Below are 21845 nucleotides of genomic sequence, written 5' to 3'. Positions count from 1 at the left end.
GAGAGGTTGAAATGACCACTCAACCGCTAATTTATTTCTCGAGTCGTTCGGGTAATTGCCATCGATTCGTCGAAAAATTACAGCTGCCAGCCACTCGTATTCCCATTGGCCATCTACCTGAAAATGTACTTTTCGCCTCACAACCCTATGTACTGTTGCTGCCGACCTATGGCGGTGGAACCGCTCATGGCGCTGTGCCTAAAGAAGTGGCGCACTTTCTCAATATCGAGGCAAACCGTGCGTTAATTCGCGGTGTCATCGCTGCGGGTAATACCAACTTTGGTGAGGCTTATGCCATTGCCGGCAACATTGTCGCTCAAAAATGTGCAATTCCCTTCCTCTACCGATTTGAATTATTAGGCACAGAGCGCGATGTGCAATCTGTAAAACAAGGATTAAAAACATTCTGGGCTCACACAAAGGAGCAGATTAATGGATAACCCACAGCACAGTCACCTAAATAACAATCGCAATGCGGACTACCACGCGCTCAATGCAATGCTGAACCTTTATGATAGTGAAGGTCGCTTACAGCTGGATAAAGACAAACAAGCTGCTCATCTCTATTTCCGTCAGCATGTGAATCAAAACACGGTCTTTTTTCACGATTTAAAAGAAAAACTCGATTTCTTAGTCAATGAAAATTACTACGAAGAAGAGGTGCTCGCGCAATACGATTTCCCATTTATTAAACAGCTTTTTAAACAAGCCTACGCCCACAAATTTCGCTTCCAAACCTTTTTGGGCGCCTTTAAATATTACACCAGTTACACCCTAAAAACCTTCGATGGTGAGCGCTATCTTGAACGTTATGAAGACCGCGTTTGTATGGTTGCACTGGCTTTGGCTCAGGGCTCAAAATCCCTTGCGACTCTCTTAGTGGACGAAATCATTAGCGGACGTTTTCAACCTGCCACTCCCACATTTCTTAACGGTGGTAAAAAGCAACGAGGCGAGCTTATTTCCTGCTTTTTACTACGTATAGAAGACAATATGGAGTCCATAGGGCGCTCCGTGAACTCAGCCCTGCAACTGTCCAAGCGCGGAGGTGGTGTCGCTTTCTTGATGAGTAATTTGCGCGAACAAGGCGCACCGATTAAACAGATAGAAAACCAATCGTCTGGCGTGGTTCCGGTAATGAAAATGCTGGAAGATGCCTTTTCCTATGCCAATCAGCTAGGAGCAAGACAAGGTGCAGGCGCAGTGTATCTTCATGCTCATCACCCCGATATCCTGCGATTTTTAGATACTAAACGGGAAAATGCGGATGAAAAAATTCGAATTAAAACGCTTTCACTTGGGGTCGTGATCCCCGATATCACTTTCCAGCTCGCTAAAAACAATGAAGACATGTACCTGTTTTCCCCCTATGACATCCAAAAAGTCTATGGGGTACCGATGTCGGAAATCAGCGTGACAGAAAAATATCATGAAATGGTGAATAACAAAGCCATCAAGAAATTCAAAATTAATGCGCGAGAGTTTTTCCAGACTATCGCCGAAATTCAATTTGAATCTGGCTATCCCTACATTTTGTTTGAAGATACGGCTAACCGTGCCAATCCGATTGCAGGCCGAATCAATATGAGTAACTTGTGCTCTGAGATTTTACAGGTAAACCAACCTAGCCTTTATGAAGAAGATTTAAGCTACCAACATATTGGTAAAGATATTAGCTGTAACTTAGGCTCCATGAACATCGCCAAAACCATGGATTCTCCTGATTTTGCACGCTCGATTGATACTGCCGTTCGCGCCTTAACTGCCGTTTCTGATATGAGCAATATTCGCTCAGTTCCATCCATAGCCAAAGGTAACCAACAATCCCACGCCATTGGCTTAGGGCAAATGAATTTACATGGTTTCTTAGCTCGTGAACATATTCATTATGGTTCTGAAGAAGGGTTAGATTTTACCAATATCTACTTTTACACCGTGGCATACCATGCCTTAAAAACCTCGAACCAATTAGCTATCGAACGCCAACAAGCTTTTGATGGTTTTGAAATGTCCACCTACGCCAGTGGCGAGTATTTTGATAAATATATCAACAAAACATGGTCACCAAAGACCCAAACCGTGCAGGAATTATTCCGACGTTCGGGCATCGAAATACCAACACAAACGGACTGGCAGACATTAAAACAGTCCGTGATGGCACATGGAATTTATAATCAAAACTTGCAAGCTATTCCGCCTACGGGGTCTATCTCTTATATCAATAATGCCACCTCCAGCATTCACCCCGTGGTAGCGCCTATCGAAATTCGTAAAGAAGGTAAGATTGGGCGTGTTTACTACCCAGCCCCTTTTATGACCAATGAGAATCTCAAATACTACCAAGATGCTTATCAGATTGGTCCTGAGAAAATTATTGATACCTATGCCGAAGCCACCCAACACGTCGACCAAGGTTTATCACTAACCCTATTTTTCGATGGCAATGCCACCACCCGTGATATCAATAAAGCCCAAATATATGCATGGCGAAAAGGGATCAAAACCTTGTATTACATTCGATTACGTCAGACAGCACTTGAAGGCACCGAAGTCGAAGGCTGCGTCTCCTGCTCACTGTAAAAGGAAAAAGATAATGACCACCAGCACGCTCAATCGCCCTGTTCAAGCAATAAACTGGAACCGCATTCAAGATGATAAGGATCTCGAAGTATGGAACCGATTAACCAGTAATTTTTGGTTGCCCGAAAAAATTCCCTTGTCCAACGACACGGTTTCTTGGAATACACTGACACCTGCCGAACAGCAACTCACTATCCGCGTTTTTACGGGACTAACCTTGTTAGATACCATCCAAAATACCGTTGGCGCACCGTGTTTGATGGGAGATGCTCAAACGCCTCACGAAGAAGCGGTTCTCTCCAATATCAGCTTTATGGAAGCGGTGCATGCACGCTCTTACAGCTCGATTTTTTCAACACTGTGTTCCACTGTCGATGTTGATGAAGCCTATCGTTGGAGTGAAGAAAACAGCGCATTGCAAAATAAAGCCAAAATTATTTTGTCTTACTACTGTGATGAACATCCACTGAAGAAAAAAGTCGCCAGCGTCTTTTTAGAATCATTTTTGTTTTACTCGGGTTTTTACTTACCAATGTACTGGTCAAGCCGAGGAAAACTCACCAATACCGCCGATTTAATTCGTCTGATCATCCGCGATGAAGCTATTCATGGTTACTATATTGGCTATAAATTTCAGAAAGCCCTTGCCCATTATTCTGAACAAGAACGCAATGAAATTAAGGATTTCACTTTTTCGCTCTTGTTTGATTTATATGAAAATGAAATCAAGTACACCCAAGAGCTGTATGATGGCGTTGGCTGGAGTGAAGATGTGAAAAGCTTCCTTCACTATAATGCAAATAAAGCTTTGATGAATTTGGGCTATGAAGCACTTTTCCCTGACTCAATAACCCAAGTTAGCCCAGAGATTTTATCGGCGCTTTCGCCTGATGCCAACGAAAATCATGACTTTTTCTCAGGTTCAGGTTCATCCTATGTGATTGGTAAAGCAGTCAGTACTGAAGATGATGATTGGCTTTTTTGAATAACATCAACAAAAATATCTCGCATCAATCTTTTGAAAAAAATAATAAAATCACTTAAATCATTAATACTATAAACGGTCATAGTGGGATAGGCTTGATGCCTACCCACAGATCATAAAATAACATTCATATCCGAAGCATAATGAGCATGAAAACACCACAAGCGGAACTGACTACGGGCTTAACGCTCTTAATGGCCATCGCCACTGGGCTGGTCGTTGCCAGTAACTATTACGCACAGCCCCTGCTAGACACTATCGCTCTCCAATTCAACCTAACAACCAACATGGCGGGCTTTATTGTGACCGCCGCACAATTAGGTTACGCCGTTGGATTACTCTTCCTTGTTCCTCTTGGTGATCTTTTTGAACGCAAAAAATTGATCATCGTGATGACCACATTGTCAGCCAGTGGTTTATTAATCACCGCGCTTTCTGACAATATTTGGCAAATTCTTCTCGGTACCGCCCTCACAGGGCTATTCTCCGTTGTCGCCCAAGTTCTGGTTCCTATGGCAGCTTCTATTGCAAAGCCTCATCAACGAGGCAAAGCAGTGGGCACTATTATGAGTGGGTTACTTCTTGGGATCTTACTCGCTCGCACTATCTCCGGTGGCGTAGCAATGATAGGCGGTTGGCGAGCTATTTACTGGGTTGCCTTTGGATTAATGATGTTCCTGATCCTAATTTTGGCGCTTAAATTACCGCGTTATCACCAAAAAACGGATCTTAACTATTTTCAACTCATTGGCTCCATCGGACGTCTGTTTTTTACTACGCCAGTCTTAGCAACTCGCGCACTGCTTGGCGCCCTCACTTTCGCGAACTTTGCGCTATTATGGACCGCGATGGCATTCTTATTAGCCAGCCCACCGTTTAATTATTCTGAGGGTACTATCGGGTTATTTGGTTTGGTTGGTGCAGCTGGCGCATTAATGGCAACCCAAGCAGGACGCTTAGTGGATAAAGGTAAAGGCAAATTAGTCACTACCCTTGGACTAATTCTATTGTTGCTCTCGTGGATCCCAATCGGTCTGGCAAAATATTCACTGATCGCTTTTATTATCGGCATCTTAGTGCTTGACCTTGCCATCCAAGGTGTTCACGTGACTAACCAAAGCACGCTTTATCGTATTATGCCTGAAGCACGAAATCGCTTAACTGCCGGCTATATGACCAGTTATTTTATTGGCGGAGCACTAGGTTCATTACTTTCAGGTTATGCCTATGAACATGCAGGTTGGATGGGCGTAGCGATTTCAGGCGTTGTTATCACAGGTATCAGTTTAATCATTTGGGCAATTGGTGCTCGATTCGATCCAATTATTACCTCTGAACAGTAATCCCTTCATTCATTTTTATCTATAGCAGTCATCTATTTGGCTGCTATAGAACTTACCGCTCATTTAATATCTCATCTATTATTCATGCGTCCATTATTTAACCTATTATTATATCTCTGTGATAATAATCATCATGTTAAATAGCTAACAATGATAAATAATTGGTTCAAGGTATAATTTACCTAGAAAAAGTTAATAAGTGACACAGTTAAGCAAAAAGTATATCTTTATCAAATGGTATACTTCTTACCCACAAAATATTAATTCGGTATTACTCAATACCCTAGGTGCCTTTTTAGGGTATTTACCTCAAAAAACAGAAAGATCCTTCTATCTTGTAATTATTGAGTAATAAAAAAAATGGTATTGAGTTAATGCGATGTGATTATATATTGTTTTATATGATTTTATTTGTCGTATAAAACGCAATTATATTTTCATCTATTTACCTACATGATAGTAAGAAAGCAGTGATTGTTAATTGAACTATACTAAATGCGTTAAAACACATTCATAAAATTTATGAATGATGTATCATTGTCAAAATAAAATGGATGAAATTAATTAAGTATAATTGCTAATTCTATCTTTTAATATACCATTTACATGGTTGATTACAGTTGAAATCTTACCAACTGAAACTAATAAGGTATCCAAATAATGGAAAGTTCATTTACACCGACAGAAGAATTACTTAACGCTCGCGTCGCGCAACAAACTTCACAAGAAAATACTATTCCTTACCAAGAAATTTTATTGACGCGCTTGTGCATGCACGTTCATGGAAAACTGTTGGAATCACGTAATAACATGCTAAGAGCTCAAGGTGTCAATGAAACGCTATTTATGGCGCTCATGATCCTTGATACTAAAGATTCTCATAGCATTCAGCCATCTGAACTCAGTGCAGCATTAGGTTCTTCACGGACTAACGCAACACGTATTGCTGATGAATTAGAAAAAAATGGTTGGATTGAGCGTAAAGAAAGCCATAACGACCGTCGCTGCCTACATTTGCACTTAACGGAAAAAGGCTCTGAGTTTCTCAGTGGATTATTACCGCCGCAACATAAAGCATTGATCGATATCTGGTCTTCATTGGATACTGATGAAAAACAGCTGCTCGACAAGCTGATGCGCAAATTATTAGCAAAACTCGATAGCATAAAAGAGTGATAATATTGACCACAGATATTTCATGGTTAATGTTTTTGAGGCATTCTGTGGCTTAAACTGAAAAAAAAACTTTTCACTCACATATATTTCATTATCCTTTCAGTTATATATTGCGATATCCCATCGAGCAACGAAATCATTTGTCGTCTTAGTTTCCAGTAGTTAACACTAACTGCTGGAAACAGCCGTTATTTTTATCCATTGAATATGGGGAACCACCAGTATGAGCGCACGCGAGGATCTGCCTGAAACGCAAACGCCGCCATTAAACAAAAAAAGACAGCGCAGAAATGCACTAATGTTCCTAACCGTTATTTTTATCGCGATAGGTATCGGTTGGACTGCATACTGGTATCTCGTCTTACGCCATTACGAATCAACAGACAACGCTTACGTTGCTGGAAATCAAGTTCAAATCCAAGCGCAAATATCCGGTAGCGTCATGACAGTCAATGTCGATAACACCGATTTTGTGAAAAGTGGAACGGTACTGGTGGAGTTAGATCCTAGAGATGCCGAACTCGCTCTTGAAAAAGCCAAAACTGAACTTGCTAACAGCGTTCGACAATCCCAACAGCACATTATCAATAGCCGCCAATTTCAAGCGAATATTGATGTTAAACGCTCTGAATTATCCCGTTTACAAAATGATTTAAAACGCCGCGAAGTCTTGGGTAGCAGCAATTTAATCGGTAAAGAAGAGCTTCAACATGCGAGAGAAGCAGTCATCAGTGCGAAAGGTGCGCTTGATGTGGCGATTGAACAGTACAACGCCAACCAAGCCATCGTGCTCAATACCGCTTTAGAAAAGCAGCCGCTTGTTGAACAAGCTGCAACGCAAGTGCGAAATGCATGGCTTGCCCTGCAACGCACCAAAATTGTCAGCCCAGTGGACGGTTATGTTTCCCGCCGTAGTGTGCAAGTCGGTTCACAAATCACGCCAAATACCCCATTAATGGCAATTGTGCCATCTAGCGGAATGTGGATTGATGCCAACTTTAAAGAGACACAATTAGCGAGTATGCGCATTGGCCAACCTGCCAAAGTAACTACCGATTTCTATGGCAAAAATGTGGTATTCAACGGCACCGTGGTCGGGCTTGATATGGGGACGGGAAGCGCTTTCTCATTATTACCCGCTCAAAATGCGAGCGGCAACTGGATCAAAGTGGTTCAACGCCTTCCAGTACGTATCGCCCTCGATGAATCCCAACTTGATGAATACCCTCTACGTATTGGGCTCTCAACCGAAGTCGAAGTGGATACTGCCAATAAAGACGGCAAAGTGTTATCCAAAGGTCTGCGCGATACGCCCGCTTATCACACAACGGCTTTAGCGGTTGATATGTCTCCTGCTGACAAAATTGTTGCTGAGATTATTCAAAATAACTCTGGCAAATAAGTAAACGGAGACATTAACGTGACAAATGCACCGTTAACAGGTTCAAAACTGGCTTGGATGACCATTGCGTTATCTTTGGCGACTTTCATGCAAGTTTTGGATTCGACCATTGCTAACGTCGCTATCCCCACAATTGCGGGTAACTTGGGTGCATCTAACTCACAAGGCACATGGGTGATCACATCGTTTGGGGTAGCGAATGCTATCTCTATTCCGATCACTGGCTGGTTAGCTCGTCGTATTGGTGAAGTTCGCCTCTTTTTATGGTCTACTGGGCTTTTCGCCCTTACCTCATGGTTGTGTGGAATCTCCAACAGCTTAGAAATGCTGATTTTATTCCGCGTCCTACAAGGTTTGGTTGCAGGTCCACTCATTCCTTTGTCTCAGAGTTTATTACTCAATAACTATCCACCAGCCAAACGCAGTATGGCTCTTGCACTGTGGTCAATGACCATTGTAGTCGCGCCGATTTGTGGGCCTATTCTTGGTGGCTATATTAGTGATAACTACCACTGGGGCTGGATTTTCTTTATCAACGTTCCTTTTAGTATCGCTATTATTTTTGCCATTATGCGAACGCTTAAAGGACGTGAAACTCAAATCGCGATCAAGCCGATTGATACCGTCGGGCTTGTCTTACTGGTTGTCGGGATTGGTGCATTGCAGATTATGCTCGACCAAGGGAAAGAGCTCGATTGGTTTAACTCTACGGAGATCATCGTTCTGACCGTTATCGCCGTTGTCGCTATAGCCTTCTTAATTGTTTGGGAACTGACTGATGAGCATCCCGTCATCGACCTTTCCCTCTTTAAAGAGCGTAATTTTACTATCGGTTGTTTGGCGCTCAGTTTGGCGTATATGCTCTATTTCGGTACCATTGTCCTATTGCCTCAGTTGCTGCAAGAAGTGTACGGCTATACCGCAACTTGGGCGGGGTTAGCCTCCGCACCCGTCGGTCTCTTGCCGCTGCTGATCACGCCTATTATTGGTCGCTTTGGTAACCGTATTGATATGCGTTATTTAGTGACATTCAGTTTTATTATGTATGCCGTGTGCTATTACTGGCGCGCTTACACCTTCGAACCTGGAATGGGATTTGCCGCGGCAGCGTGGCCTCAGTTCGTTCAAGGTTTAGCGATAGCCTGCTTCTTTATGCCACTCACGACCATTACATTATCGGGTTTACCACCAGAAAGAATGGCATCCGCGTCCAGCTTATCTAACTTCACGCGAACCTTAGCGGGTGCAATTGGTACCTCCATCACCACCACGTTGTGGACACAGCGTGAAGCCATGCACCATGAAAATCTGACAGAGTTTGTTAACCCGTATAATCCCAATGCTCAACATATGTACAGTGAGTTGGCGCAAATAGGCATGAATGAACAACAAAGTGCCGCGTATATTGCACGCTCAATTACTGAGCAAGGGCTAATTATTTCTGCTAATGAAATTTTCTGGATGTCTGCTGGCGTGTTTATTCTGTTAATGGTGATTGTATGGTTTGCCAAACCACCATTCGGAGCTGGTTCAAAAGATGGTGGCGGAGCTCACTAGCTGGCATATAATCCAAATGAAAAAAACCATACACAATTTTGCGTATGGTTTTTTTTAGCTAGCTCAAGTCAGTAAGTTATTACTTAACTTTATTTTGTGACCACCACTGAGAAAGCATAATCCCTGTTGCTACAGAGACGTTCAGGCTTTCAACTTTACCTGTTCCGCCAATGTACAGGCTCATATCACCCTGATCCCATGTGCTGTCACTTAAACCATCACTCTCTTGACCTAACACCAACACCATTTTCTTCGGTAATTGAACCTTAGCAATGTCCTGACTACCTTTATGGCTTGATGTCGTAACGATGGTATAGCCCGCTTCTCGGAATTTATTCAGTGTTGGAGTGAAACCATCCGCATCAATGGCTTTAATATGCTCTGCGCCGCCTTCAGCGGTACGAATTGCCGCACCTGATTCCAGCATTCCTGCATCTTGTAAAATCACACCTTTCACACCAAAGTGAGCGCAACTACGCATGATCCCACCAAGGTTATGCGGGTTACCAACATCTTCCAGCGCTAATACACAATCGGTATCGACCGCATTTTCTAAGTACGTTTCTGCTGCCATACCACCGCGTTTTTTGATGATAAAGCACACGCCGCCGTGGTGCTCAGTACCAGACGCTTTTGTTAATTCTTCTTCATCAACAACGTGGTACGCTTTGCGGTTTGCCGCCATCCATTTTAATGCATCACGAAAACGTGGAGTGACTGACTGCAAGAACCACGCACGGACAATACCATCTGGACGGTTTTTAAACATCGCTTGGCAAGCATTTTCGCCGTAAATACGCGTCTCTTCTTGGCGCTGTTTACGTAACTGCTCAGGATCAATTTGGCTTTTTCCTGAAATACCACCGTGGTCGTTTTCTAATTCATCACTACCCTGTTTTGAAACTGTACGCCATGGTGACTGCTCACCACGTGGTGCGCTATCGCGATTACTTGAGCGTCTGTCGTTGTCAGAGCGGCGTTCTGAGCGACCACCTTCTGGACGACCAGAGCGACCAGAACGGTCGTTGCGATCATTGCGGTCGTTACGCCCACCTGAACGCTTATCACTGCGTCTATCATCGCGACCGCCACGGCGTTTATCATTACCTTTATTATTGTCCTGCTCTTCGCTACGGACATACATCACTTTTACTTTGCCGTTTTTACCACTAAAATCATTCGTGTCGTTCATCGCTATCCCCTACTAAGCTATGGCGCGAAGATTACATGAAGTTGCAAAGCTACGCTACCGATCCGCGCTATTATCTCACCGAAAAGTTATTGAATATACTTCTATCGTAGACAAATCGTTTTGCGTACAATATGCCCCTTATTTTTGTCGCAACGAAAAGTGCCTTATCAACCATGAGTCAGAACGCTGTCTATCATCTGCGTCAACAACGCTTAGCCCTTTCTACAAAACCTTTTAAAGCAAGGGGTTGCCGGGTAAAGCGCTGCCAATATTGCCTGCTACCCGTACCACAGTGTCTCTGCGAAGAAACGGTTTCTGCACAAGCAAAAAGCCAATTTTGTCTGATTATGTTTGATGGTGAAGTCTTTAAACCGAGCAATACCGGAAAACTCATTGCCGATGTGCTTCCTGATACTCAGGCATATCAATGGTCAAGAACAGATCCTGACAACCAGTTATTAGCTGCACTGCAAGATAAGAGTAGACAGCCTTATCTGATTTTCCCAGAAAGCTACGCGCAAACAGATCGCATTGTCGTCAATGAACCGACGCTTTCTGACAAACCTGCATTGTTTATTCTGTTAGATGGCACTTGGCCAGAAGCGCGTAAGATGTTCCGCAAAAGCCCTTATTTGGATCAAATTCCAATGTTGTCTATCAATACGAAAGCGAGAACCGACTACCTACTGCGTACCCCATCGCGGGAAGAGCAACACTGCACCGCGGAGGTGGCTGCTACCGTGCTAGAGCAAGCTGGCGATATTGATGCATCCCAAGCGTTATTTACGCATTTCAATCTGTTTCGCCGTAAATACTTAGAGGGAAAACCACATCATCCAACCGCTCAAATGCTCTTGGCTCAACCCCAAGAATAACTCGTTATAGGCATTTTTTACGTTATTTATATGCCTCGCTTTCCAGCAATTTCTATTTTGAAAATCACCTTCACAGCAAAACGTGAGGGTGCTTGTAATATTCAATAAAATTCCCCCGATAAACTGGCGCTTCCCACAATATGCGGCACAATATACGACATGGTATTCCAGCAACGTATCGTATAGCGTTGCTTACGAACTCAAAATCAATTGAGCGGGTTTTCGCTCACCACAAAAAGGTTTACCGCTATGGGGTTAGTGAGTCAGCTAGAGTCATTGTTTAGACCAAAATCTATCGTTGTCGTGGGCGCTTCTGAAGATCCTAGCCGAGCAGGATCCGTGATGATGAAAAACTTACTCAGCAGCGGTTTTAAAGGCCCTATTCTGCCCGTTAACCCGAACAGGAACTCCATTCTTGGCGTCCTTGCTTATCCCTCAATTGATAAACTCCCACTCAAGCCTGATCTTGCGGTGATTTGCACTCACTATTCTCGTAATATTGAATGTCTCCGCCAGCTTGGTGAGGCAGGCTGTAATGTCGTCATTATCTTATCGTCCCCTTCTATTCAATTTAATGAACTGAAAAAGGTGGCTCAGCAATACCAAATTCGTTTATTGGGTCCGAATAGCTTAGGCTTCTTTGCACCATGGCAAGGGCTAAATGCCAGCTTTTCCCCAATCCCTATTTTGAAAGGTAAACTGGCATTTATTTCACAATCTGCCGCAGTCTCAAATACAGTCTTAGATTGGGCGCGTCATCGCGATATCGGTTTTTCATATTTTATTGCCCTTGGCGATAGCATTGATATCGATATTGATGACCTATTGGACTATCTTGCTCGAGATAGCAAAACCAGCGCTATCTTGCTTTATTTAGAAAACATTAGTGATGCTAGACGCTTTTTATCATCTTCCCGTAGTGCATCGCGTAACAAACCGATCCTTGTTATCAAAAGTGGACGAACACGCAAAGCGCAAGAGCTTCTCGGTGAAAAACCGAGTTTAGATGCCGCTTATGATGCAGCGATTCAACGGGCAGGTTTACTGCGCGTCCAAGATACCCACGAAATGTTTTCTGCGGTAGAAACACTAAGTTATATGACTCCGCTACGAGGAGAACGTTTATCGATTATGAGCAACGGCTCAGCACCTGCCGCAATGGCGCTCGATGAACTACTGCTACGTAATGGGAAGCTTGCAAAACTCAATGTAGAAACTGAAAACGAACTTAGCTCTCTATTGCCACTAGATTTATCTACCCAAAACCCGATTGACCTCGGCGACGATGCCACCGTGGATAGATATCTCAACGTATTAAGCAAAATGCTCGATAGCCATGATCATGATGCGTTGCTTTTGATCCATACACCAAGCGCCATTACACAAAGTAAATCCATGGCAGAAAAAGTGATCAAAACTATTAAGCAACATCCTCGGGGCAAATGGCTAACCATCCTCACAAACTGGTGCGGGGAATATTCTTCTCAAGAAGCAAGAAGGCTTTTCAGCGAAGCTGGGATCCCAACTTACCGAACACCCGAAGGTGCTATCACCGCCTATATGCATATGGTGGAATATCGCCGTAACCAAAAACAATTAAAAGAAACCCCTGCGCTGCCTGTCGGGATAACCGCAAATACTCAGCAAGCACATACCTGTATCATGCAAGCCATTGAAAATAACAAGCTGCATTTAGATACCCATGAAGTTCAACCAATCTTAAAAGCTTATGGCTTAAACAGTTTACCAACATGGATTGCTCATTCCAGTGAACAGGCCGTTGAAATCGCAGAAAAGATTGGCTATCCCGTTGCACTAAAATTACGTTCTCCTGACATTGTGCATAAATCAGAAGTTCAGGGCGTTATGCTCTATTTAAGGAATGCCAAAGAAGTCTCTGAAGCTGCCAATGCCATTATTGAACGAGTCTCGACCAACTATCCACAAGCTCGAATTGAGGGCCTATTAGTACAAAGCATGGCGAATCGCGCAGGAGCTCAAGAGCTACGAATCGCTGTTGAGCTTGATCCTGTTTTTGGTTTATTGATCATGCTTGGCGAAGGGGGCGTAGAGTGGCAACAAGAGAGTCAGGCTGCCGTAGCTCTTCCGCCACTAAACTTAGCGCTAGCACGTTACTTGGTCATTAATGCAATCAAAGGACATAAAATTAAAGCCCGTAGTGCTCTAGAACCATTAGATATTCCGGGGCTAGCCAGCTTATTAGTTCGTGTCTCTAACTTAATCATTGATTGCCCTAATATCAACCGATTAGATATACATCCACTACTTGCGGCTGGTGATGAATTCACATTACTTGATGTTTCAATGACATTGAACTCAGCAAGTAACATTCCAGATACTCGGCTTGCCATCCGTCCTTATCCTAATGAGCTTGAAGAGACCATTAACCTAAAAGATGACCTAACTTGCTTGCTAAGACCGATTCTTCCTGAAGATGAACCACTCTTAAAATCCTTTATTGAGCAAGTCACTAAAGAAGACCTTTATTACCGTTATTTCAGTGAAATCAGTGAATTCACTCATGATGATCTCGCGAATATGACACAAATCGATTACGACCGAGAAATGGCGTTTGTCGCTGTTAAAAACAGTGATACACAACCTGAAATTATCGGCGTAACTCGCGCAATGGCAGATCCAGATAACCAAGAAGCTGAGTTTGCCGTTTTAGTTCGTTCAGATATGAAAGGGCAAACTCTCGGTTATCAATTAATGCAAAAATTGCTTAACTACACCCGCGGACATGGCATTAAGAAGCTGACAGCGATCACCATGCCAGAGAATCGTAATATGATCAGCTTAGCAAAAAAATTAGGGTTCCAAATTGATGTTCAATTTGAGGATGGTGTCGTAAATCTCACCCTGCATCTATAATTAACGTTAGGAATAAACCGTAATCTGTATAGTAAGTAAACCAATGGTCAATTTATTCCTAATGAATGGTGTAAATATGATATCATCGACAGATCATTCGCTTAAATATTTGTATAAAGCGATTTGCTATTAGACTAACAAGAGAAAATTCACACTGTGATGTTGTCAAAACTAAAACAAGCAAAACATCAACAACACTTGGCAAGCATGCCTAAATTGTCTCAGTCGGTTGATGATGTTAAAACGCTCTATAAGACGGAAGATTTTCGTGGTGCTCTGCTTGAACAGATCTCGCAAGCTAAAAATACAGTCTACATTACGGCGCTGTATTTAGAAAAAGATGATGCGGGTAAAGACATCCTTCATGCTCTGTATGCCGCTAAACAAGCAAATCCTAATCTAGATATTAAAATTCTAGTTGATTGGCACCGAGCTCAGCGCGGTCGAATTGGCGCTGCTGCTAATCTTACTAATGCCGATTGGTATTATGAAGTTTCTCAGCAATACCCTGATGTTGAAATTCCTGTTTTCGGGATCCCCGTAAATACGCGTGAAGCATTAGGGGTACTGCACTTAAAAGGTTTCTTATTTGATGATACGCTTCTATATAGCGGGGCTAGCATCAATGATGTCTACCTGCATCGTCATGAAAAATACCGCTACGATAGATATCATCTCATCAAAAATAATCAGCTCACGGCGACGATGAAAAAATTCATTGATGATTCTCTTTTATCATCGGATGCTATTCATCTACTCAATACGCCTAGCAGACCAAAAACAGCGGAATTTAAAGGGTTAATCAAGCAATTTCGTTTGTCATTAAGAGGCGTTAATTACCAATTTGCAGGTAATGCATCTAATGATGAACTCGCCGTTACTCCATTTGTTGGCCTAGGCAAAAAGAACGAGTTAAATCGTACTATCACCCATTTAATGAGCTCAACCGCTGAAAAGTTAACTATCTGTACACCATATTTTAATTTACCTGCTGTCTTAGTAAGAGTTATCAGCAAGTTACTGCGTGATGGAAAGAAAGTTGAAATCATTATTGGTGATAAAACCGCTAACGACTTCTATATTCCACCTGAAGAGCCTTTTAAAATCATCGGTGCTTTGCCTTATCTCTATGAAATAAACTTACGTAAGTTTGTTAGCCGTTTGCAGCGTTTTATTGATAGTGAACAACTGACAGTTCGTTTATGGAAAGATGGTGACAACACCTATCACCTGAAAGGAATGTGGGTTGATAATCAGTGGCAGCTGATTACAGGTAATAACCTGAATCCACGGGCTTGGGGATTAGATTTGGAAAATGCGGTATTAATCCACGATCCAAAACAGCAGCTCCAAGAACAACGCCAACACGAGCTTGATTGCATCCGAGTCCATACTAAAGTTGTTCATCATTATCGCGAGCTGGATAGCATTCAAACCTACCCTGTTAAAGTGAAAAAACTGATCCGCCGATTACGACGTATCAGAGTTGATCGACTAATTAGTCGAATACTTTAATGACTGACTCTCTAAAGCGCCGCTTATGTGGCGCTTTTTATTATCTAGTGAACTCTAACTTATCAGTTGCTGTAGAGGCTCAAGATACATGCCAAATTTCTCTTATAAAATATTAGCTTTAAGTTGCTCGTTAATAACCATGACTGGCTGTTCAGGCTTCCATTGGTCAAATGATAATTGGCAGGGAAAAGATAAAGCGCAACACTTTGCTTTTTCTGCTGCAATGGCTGCTGCTGGTAATGCGTATGCGGATAGACAGAACATGCAACATCGGCAAGCTGCACAATTCGGTATGTTATTTTCGATTTCGCTAGGTGCTGCAAAAGAACTTTATGATAGCCGACCAGCAGGTACTGGCTGGAGTTGGCATGATTTTGCTTATGATGTAGCGGGTGCAGTGGCAGGTTATACTCTATATCAAAACTTTAAGTAGTATTTGCTCGCTCATAATAAACAAAAAATCTAGAAGAGATCGCTATAGCAGAGTGAGCTGTGTGACGACAGGGAGAAAATATAGTTAGAAATTGCTGTATTACATGTATCGTAGAAAAACAAAAACCCCGTGATTTTCATCACGGGGCTTGCTATAAGTGGCGGAACGGACGGGACTCGAACCCGCGACCCCCTGCGTGACAGGCAGGTATTCTAACCAACTGAACTACCGCTCCACTTATTCTTTTTGCCTTTCGGCAACTTATTGCTTCGCAATAAGCTTTAATTTAATGTCTGGCAGTTCCCTACTCTCACATGGGGAGACCCCACACTACCATCGGCGCTACGGCGTTTCACTTCTGAGTTCGGCATGGGGTCAGGTGGGACCACCGCGCTATTGCCGCCAGACAAATTCTGTTCGTCCCCGTTTAAGTTTTCTCTTAAACCAGAACTTCAATCTTGAACAAGCTGTGTGTCTACCTTTCGGCTTCTCACTTGCTTTGAAAATCAACTCAATCTCTCTTCTCGAAAACACCTTCGGTGTTGTCAGGTTAAGCCTCACGGTTCATTAGTATTGGTTAGCTCAACGTATCGCTACGCTTACACACCCAACCTATCAACGTCTTAGTCTTAAACGTTCCTTTAGGACCCTTAAAGAGTCAGGGAAGACTCATCTCAAGGCAAGTTTCCCGCTTAGATGCTTTCAGCGGTTATCTCTTCCGCACTTAGCTACCGGGCAATGCCATTGGCATGACAACCCGAACACCAGTGGTGCGTCCACTCCGGTCCTCTCGTACTAGGAGCAGCCCCTTTCAATCTTCCAACGCCCACGGCAGATAGGGACCGAACTGTCTCACGACGTTCTAAACCCAGCTCGCGTACCACTTTAAACGGCGAACAGCCGTACCCTTGGGACCTACTTCAGCCCCAGGATGTGATGAGCCGACATCGAGGTGCCAAACACCGCCGTCGATATGAACTCTTGGGCGGTATCAGCCTGTTATCCCCGGAGTACCTTTTATCCGTTGAGCGATGGCCCTTCCATACAGAACCACCGGATCACTAAGACCTACTTTCGTACCTGCTCGAGCCGTCACTCTCGCAGTCAAGCTGGCTTATGCCTTTGCACTAACCGCATGATGTCCGACCATGCTTAGCCAACCTTCGTGCTCCTCCGTTACTCTTTGGGAGGAGACCGCCCCAGTCAAACTACCCACCAGACACTGTCCGCACCCCGGATTACGGGGCTACGTTAGAACATCAAACATTAAAGGGTGGTATTTCAAGGTTGGCTCCACGCAGACTGGCGTCCACGCTTCAAAGCCTCCCACCTATCCTACACATCAAGGCTCAATGTTCAGTGTCAAGCTATAGTAAAGGTTCACGGGGTCTTTCCGTCTTGCCGCGGGTACACTGCATCTTCACAGCGAGTTCAATTTCACTGAGTCTCGGGTGGAGACAGCCTGGCCATCATTACGCCATTCGTGCAGGTCGGAACTTACCCGACAAGGAATTTCGCTACCTTAGGACCGTTATAGTTACGGCCGCCGTTTACTGGGGCTTCGATCAAGAGCTTCTCCTTACGGATAACCCCATCAATTAACCTTCCAGCACCGGGCAGGCGTCACACCGTATACGTCCACTTTCGTGTTTGCACAGTGCTGTGTTTTTAATAAACAGTTGCAGCCAGCTGGTATCTGCGACTGGCTTCAGCTCCATGGGTAAACCACTTCACCTAATGCCAGCGTGCCTTCTCCCGAAGTTACGGCACCATTTTGCCTAGTTCCTTCACCCGAGTTCTCTCAAGCGCCTGAGTATTCTCTACCTGACCACCTGTGTCGGTTTGGGGTACGATTAATGATAATCTAGAGCTTAGAGGCTTTTCCTGGAAGCGGGGTATAAGCTACTTCGCCACCGTAGTGACTCGTCATCAGACCTCAGCATATAGTGAACCGGATTTGCCTAATTCACCTGCCTACATCCTTAAACCGGGACAACCGTCGCCCGGCCAGCCTAACCTTCTCCGTCCCCCCATCGCAATTATCACCAGTACGGGAATATTAACCCGTTTCCCATCGACTACGCATTTCTGCCTCGCCTTAGGGGTCGACTCACCCTGCCCCGATTAACGTTGGACAGGAACCCTTGGTCTTCCGGCGTGCGGGTTTTTCACCCGCATTATCGTTACTTATGTCAGCATTCGCACTTCTGATACCTCCAGCATGCCTCACAGCACACCTTCACAGGCTTACAGAACGCTCCCCTACCCAACAATATTTACATATCGCTGCCGCAGCTTCGGTGCATAGTTTAGCCCCGTTACATCTTCCGCGCAGGCCGACTCGACCAGTGAGCTATTACGCTTTCTTTAAATGATGGCTGCTTCTAAGCCAACATCCTGGCTGTCTGAGCCTTCCCACTTCGTTTCCCACTTAACTATGACTTTGGGACCTTAGCTGGCGGTCTGGGTTGTTTCCCTCTTCACGACGAACGTTAGCACCCGCCGTGTGTCTCCCGTGATAACATTCTTCGGTATTCGTAGTTTGCATCGAGTTGGTAAGTCGGGATGACCCCCTAGTCGAAACAGTGCTCTACCCCCGAAGATGAGTTCACGAGGCGCTACCTAAATAGCTTTCGGGGAGAACCAGCTATCTCCCGGTTTGATTGGCCTTTCACCCCCAGCCACAAGTCATCCGCTAATTTTTCAACATTAGTCGGTTCGGTCCTCCAGTTAGTGTTACCCAACCTTCAACCTGCCCATGGCTAGATCACCGGGTTTCGGGTCTATACCCTGCAACTCATTCGCCCAGTTAAGACTCGGTTTCCCTACGGCTCCCCTATACGGTTAACCTTGCTACAGAATATAAGTCGCTGACCCATTATACAAAAGGTACGCAGTCACACCATAAAGGTGCTCCCACTGCTTGTACGTACACGGTTTCAGGTTCTATTTCACTCCCCTCGCCGGGGTTCTTTTCGCCTTTCCCTCACGGTACTGGTTCACTATCGGTCAATCAGGAGTATTTAGCCTTGGAGGATGGTCCCCCCATATTCAGACAGGATAACACGTGTCCCGCCCTACTCGTCGAGTTCACAACACTAACACCTTCGGATACGGGGCTATCACCCTATACTGCCGGCCTTTCCAGACCGTTCTCCTGATGCTAATGCTGATTAAGACTCTGGGCTGCTCCCCGTTCGCTCGCCGCTACTAGGGGAATCTCGGTTGATTTCTTTTCCTCGAGGTACTGAGATGTTTCAGTTCCCTCGGTTCGCTTCGTTTGACTATGTATTCATCAAACGATAGTGCAACGAATTGCACTGGGTTTCCCCATTCGGAAATCGTCGGTTATAACGGTTCATATCACCTTACCGACGCTTATCGCAGATTAGCACGTCCTTCATCGCCTCTGATTGCCTAGGCATCCACCGTGTACGCTTAGTCGCTTAACCTCACAACCCGAAGGTGTCTTTTTATCAGACGACACGAAACGTCATGGCTGTGCGTGGTGAACTTCTTCGTTGGGCAGGGTTCGCAATGCTCACGTACTTATGTACGCTGCGCTTGCTGCACGCTGTCCACCTTGAATTTCACACTGCTCGCTCATGCCACTCGCTTGTGTGTTTGAAAAACACATTCAAGTTGAGATTTTTGAGAGACTCTCACATTGTTTAAGCGATAAACAATGTGCGTTGTTTTCAATTTTCAGCTTGTTCCAGATTGTTAAAGAGCATAATTATTCGCAATAGACTATTTCTAATCTATTCTGAATAATCAGAAAGTTTATGGTGGAGCTAAGCGGGATCGAACCGCTGACCTCCTGCGTGCAAGGCAGGCGCTCTCCCAGCTGAGCTATAGCCCCATAAAGGTAATTCCAGTATCGATTATCCTTTATATGATTTCTCATTATAAAGTCTTTTTTCTTAGGCAAGGCGTGGGTTAGCGAAGTTTACATAAGTAAACGAGCTGAGCCACAACACAGCATAAGAGAAAAGTGGTAGGCCTGAGTGGACTTGAACCACCGACCTCACCCTTATCAGGGGTGCGCTCTAACCACCTGAGCTACAAGCCTATCGATACCGTTACTCTATTTCATCAGACAATCTGTGTGAGCACTTCACAAGTACACTTCAATGGTAAGGAGGTGATCCAACCGCAGGTTCCCCTACGGTTACCTTGTTACGACTTCACCCCAGTCATGAATCACAAAGTGGTAAGCGCCCTCCCGAAGGTTAAGCTACCTACTTCTTTTGCAACCCACTCCCATGGTGTGACGGGCGGTGTGTACAAGGCCCGGGAACGTATTCACCGTAGCATTCTGATCTACGATTACTAGCGATTCCGACTTCATGGAGTCGAGTTGCAGACTCCAATCCGGACTACGACGTACTTTATGAGTTCCGCTTGCTCTCGCGAGGTCGCTTCTCTTTGTATACGCCATTGTAGCACGTGTGTAGCCCTACTCGTAAGGGCCATGATGACTTGACGTCATCCCCACCTTCCTCCGGTTTATCACCGGCAGTCTCCTTTGAGTTCCCGACCGAATCGCTGGCAACAAAGGATAAGGGTTGCGCTCGTTGCGGGACTTAACCCAACATTTCACAACACGAGCTGACGACAGCCATGCAGCACCTGTCTCAGAGTTCCCGAAGGCACTAAAGCATCTCTGCTAAATTCTCTGGATGTCAAGAGTAGGTAAGGTTCTTCGCGTTGCATCGAATTAAACCACATGCTCCACCGCTTGTGCGGGCCCCCGTCAATTCATTTGAGTTTTAACCTTGCGGCCGTACTCCCCAGGCGGTCGATTTAACGCGTTAGCTCCGGAAGCCACTCCTCAAGGGAACAACCTCCAAATCGACATCGTTTACAGCGTGGACTACCAGGGTATCTAATCCTGTTTGCTCCCCACGCTTTCGCACCTGAGCGTCAGTCTTTGTCCAGGGGGCCGCCTTCGCCACCGGTATTCCTCCACATCTCTACGCATTTCACCGCTACACATGGAATTCTACCCCCCTCTACAAGACTCTAGCTGACCAGTCTTAGATGCCATTCCCAGGTTAAGCCCGGGGATTTCACATCTAACTTAATCAACCGCCTGCGTGCGCTTTACGCCCAGTAATTCCGATTAACGCTTGCACCCTCCGTATTACCGCGGCTGCTGGCACGGAGTTAGCCGGTGCTTCTTCTGTTGGTAACGTCAATCGTTGATGATATTAGCATCAACGCCTTCCTCCCAACTGAAAGTACTTTACAACCCTAAGGCCTTCTTCATACACGCGGCATGGCTGCATCAGGCTTGCGCCCATTGTGCAATATTCCCCACTGCTGCCTCCCGTAGGAGTCTGGGCCGTGTCTCAGTCCCAGTGTGGCTGATCATCCTCTCAGACCAGCTAGGGATCGTCGCCTTGGTGAGCCATTACCTCACCAACTAGCTAATCCCATATGGGTTCATCCGATAGCACAAGGACCGAAGTTCCCCTGCTTTGCTCCTGAGAGATTATGCGGTATTAGCTACCGTTTCCAGTAGTTATCCCCCTCTATCGGGCAGATCCCCATACATTACTCACCCGTCCGCCGCTCGTCAGCGAGAAGCAAGCTTCCCCTGTTACCGCTCGACTTGCATGTGTTAGGCCTGCCGCCAGCGTTCAATCTGAGCCATGATCAAACTCTTCAATTAAAAAGCTTGATGCTCAAAGAATGTTACTGTCGTTTGATTTCCGAAGAAACCAAATTACCTATTAGTTCATATATATGAATTAACGTGTTAGTCACTCTTCAAGACTTAAAATCAAATATTTTTTGATAGTGTCCTGTGAGTGCCCACACAGATTGTCTGATAAATTGTTAAAGAGCGGTGCGACATTTCTTTAGAAATTCGACTCAGTTTTTATC

At 44.7% G+C, this 21845-nt stretch carries 12 protein-coding genes, 3 tRNA genes and 3 rRNA genes; 11 read left to right on the top strand and 7 right to left on the bottom strand.

The annotated features are described in order from the left end of the window. Window positions 1-11: 11 nt before the first annotated feature. The 7 genes from nrdI (at window position 12) to emrB (ending at window position 9043) form a co-directional block, all read left to right on the top strand. Window positions 12-440 (top strand): class Ib ribonucleoside-diphosphate reductase assembly flavoprotein NrdI, encoded by a 429-nt coding sequence (gene nrdI, locus HFU86_RS05100; RefSeq protein ID WP_132494208.1) that lies wholly within the window; start codon window positions 12-14, stop codon window positions 438-440. After that, on the top strand, window positions 433-2580 hold the full coding sequence (gene nrdE, locus HFU86_RS05095) for a class 1b ribonucleoside-diphosphate reductase subunit alpha (protein ID WP_187128834.1): 2148 nt from the start codon (window positions 433-435) through the stop codon (window positions 2578-2580). The genes nrdI and nrdE overlap by 8 nt, the downstream gene beginning before the upstream one ends. Window positions 2581-2593: 13 nt before the next feature. After that, a complete protein-coding gene (gene nrdF, locus HFU86_RS05090; RefSeq protein WP_132494204.1) occupies window positions 2594-3565 on the top strand; it encodes a class 1b ribonucleoside-diphosphate reductase subunit beta in 972 nt (323 codons plus the stop codon). Between the two features lie 143 nt (window positions 3566-3708). Then, window positions 3709-4908: an MFS transporter gene (locus tag HFU86_RS05085; RefSeq protein WP_036947717.1), complete on the top strand. Its 1200-nt coding sequence runs from the start codon at window positions 3709-3711 to the stop codon at window positions 4906-4908. Between the two features lie 660 nt (window positions 4909-5568). Next, a complete protein-coding gene (gene mprA / locus HFU86_RS05080; RefSeq protein WP_036947719.1) occupies window positions 5569-6084 on the top strand; it encodes a transcriptional repressor MprA in 516 nt (171 codons plus the stop codon). A 223-nt stretch (window positions 6085-6307) separates the two neighbouring features. Beyond that, the gene (gene emrA, locus HFU86_RS05075; protein WP_036947721.1) at window positions 6308-7486 is read left to right on the top strand and encodes a multidrug efflux MFS transporter periplasmic adaptor subunit EmrA; all 1179 of its coding nucleotides are present in this window, start codon (window positions 6308-6310) and stop codon (window positions 7484-7486) included. A gap of 18 nt (window positions 7487-7504) precedes the next feature. Next, entirely contained in the window at window positions 7505-9043 is a 1539-nt protein-coding gene (gene emrB, locus HFU86_RS05070) for a multidrug efflux MFS transporter permease subunit EmrB (RefSeq protein ID WP_036947723.1), read from the top strand. A 79-nt stretch (window positions 9044-9122) separates the two neighbouring features. Here the strand turns inward: emrB and HFU86_RS05065 are convergent, their stop codons facing one another. Further along, complete coding sequence (locus HFU86_RS05065) at window positions 9123-10235, bottom strand: tRNA/rRNA methyltransferase (protein WP_187128833.1); 1113 nt, start codon at window positions 10233-10235, stop codon at window positions 9123-9125. A gap of 173 nt (window positions 10236-10408) precedes the next feature. On the opposite strand from HFU86_RS05065, the gene HFU86_RS05060 reads away from it, so the two are divergent. The 4 genes from HFU86_RS05060 to HFU86_RS05045 all read left to right on the top strand — a co-directional run bounded on the left by HFU86_RS05060 (window position 10409) and on the right by HFU86_RS05045 (window position 15953). Next, on the top strand, window positions 10409-11110 hold the full coding sequence (locus HFU86_RS05060; protein WP_187128832.1) for a tRNA-uridine aminocarboxypropyltransferase: 702 nt from the start codon (window positions 10409-10411) through the stop codon (window positions 11108-11110). A 249-nt stretch (window positions 11111-11359) separates the two neighbouring features. Beyond that, window positions 11360-14005: a bifunctional acetate--CoA ligase family protein/GNAT family N-acetyltransferase gene (locus HFU86_RS05055; protein ID WP_132494197.1), complete on the top strand. Its 2646-nt coding sequence runs from the start codon at window positions 11360-11362 to the stop codon at window positions 14003-14005. Window positions 14006-14164: 159 nt separating this feature from the next. Beyond that, complete coding sequence (gene pssA, locus HFU86_RS05050) at window positions 14165-15520, top strand: CDP-diacylglycerol--serine O-phosphatidyltransferase (protein WP_187128831.1); 1356 nt, start codon at window positions 14165-14167, stop codon at window positions 15518-15520. An 88-nt stretch (window positions 15521-15608) separates the two neighbouring features. Beyond that, window positions 15609-15953, top strand: coding sequence for a YfiM family lipoprotein (locus HFU86_RS05045; protein WP_187128830.1), 345 nt, complete (start codon window positions 15609-15611; stop codon window positions 15951-15953). A 158-nt stretch (window positions 15954-16111) separates the two neighbouring features. Here HFU86_RS05045 and HFU86_RS05040 read toward each other — a convergent pair. The 6 genes from HFU86_RS05040 to HFU86_RS05015 form a co-directional block, all read right to left on the bottom strand. Next, a tRNA-Asp gene (locus HFU86_RS05040) sits at window positions 16112-16188 on the bottom strand. A gap of 56 nt (window positions 16189-16244) precedes the next feature. Next, window positions 16245-16360: ribosomal RNA gene (rrf, locus tag HFU86_RS05035) — 5S ribosomal RNA — on the bottom strand. Window positions 16361-16499: 139 nt separating this feature from the next. Continuing rightward, a 23S ribosomal RNA gene (locus HFU86_RS05030) occupies window positions 16500-19405 on the bottom strand. Window positions 19406-19739: 334 nt separating this feature from the next. Next, a tRNA-Ala gene (locus HFU86_RS05025) sits at window positions 19740-19815 on the bottom strand. A 133-nt stretch (window positions 19816-19948) separates the two neighbouring features. Next, window positions 19949-20025, bottom strand: a tRNA-Ile gene (locus HFU86_RS05020). A gap of 65 nt (window positions 20026-20090) precedes the next feature. Then, window positions 20091-21630, bottom strand: a 16S ribosomal RNA gene (locus tag HFU86_RS05015). The 16S, 23S and 5S rRNA genes sit together here with 3 tRNA genes alongside, the layout of an rRNA operon. Between the last annotated feature and the right edge of the window lie 215 nt (window positions 21631-21845).

This window comes from Providencia sp. JUb39 (assembly GCF_012272845.1).
Lineage (GTDB): Bacteria > Pseudomonadota > Gammaproteobacteria > Enterobacterales > Enterobacteriaceae > Providencia > Providencia lanzhouensis.
Note: the sequence above shows the minus strand (reverse complement) of the source record. Positions and strands in the feature narration are given on the sequence as shown.

Bases quoted from the DNA above. Each gene is read 5' to 3' on its own strand.
- nrdI (WP_132494208.1), top strand. From the start codon at position 12: ATGACCACTCAACCGCTAATTTATTTCTCGAGTCGTTCGGGTAATTGC.
- nrdE (WP_187128834.1), top strand. From the start codon at position 433: ATGGATAACCCACAGCACAGTCACCTAAATAACAATCGCAATGCGGAC.
- nrdF (WP_132494204.1), top strand. From the start codon at position 2,594: ATGACCACCAGCACGCTCAATCGCCCTGTTCAAGCAATAAACTGGAAC.
- HFU86_RS05085 (WP_036947717.1), top strand. From the start codon at position 3,709: ATGAGCATGAAAACACCACAAGCGGAACTGACTACGGGCTTAACGCTC.
- mprA (WP_036947719.1), top strand. From the start codon at position 5,569: ATGGAAAGTTCATTTACACCGACAGAAGAATTACTTAACGCTCGCGTC.
- emrA (WP_036947721.1), top strand. From the start codon at position 6,308: ATGAGCGCACGCGAGGATCTGCCTGAAACGCAAACGCCGCCATTAAAC.
- HFU86_RS05065 (WP_187128833.1), bottom strand. From the start codon at position 10,235: ATGAACGACACGAATGATTTTAGTGGTAAAAACGGCAAAGTAAAAGTG.
- HFU86_RS05060 (WP_187128832.1), top strand. From the start codon at position 10,409: ATGAGTCAGAACGCTGTCTATCATCTGCGTCAACAACGCTTAGCCCTT.
- HFU86_RS05055 (WP_132494197.1), top strand. From the start codon at position 11,360: ATGGGGTTAGTGAGTCAGCTAGAGTCATTGTTTAGACCAAAATCTATC.
- pssA (WP_187128831.1), top strand. From the start codon at position 14,165: ATGTTGTCAAAACTAAAACAAGCAAAACATCAACAACACTTGGCAAGC.
- HFU86_RS05045 (WP_187128830.1), top strand. From the start codon at position 15,609: ATGCCAAATTTCTCTTATAAAATATTAGCTTTAAGTTGCTCGTTAATA.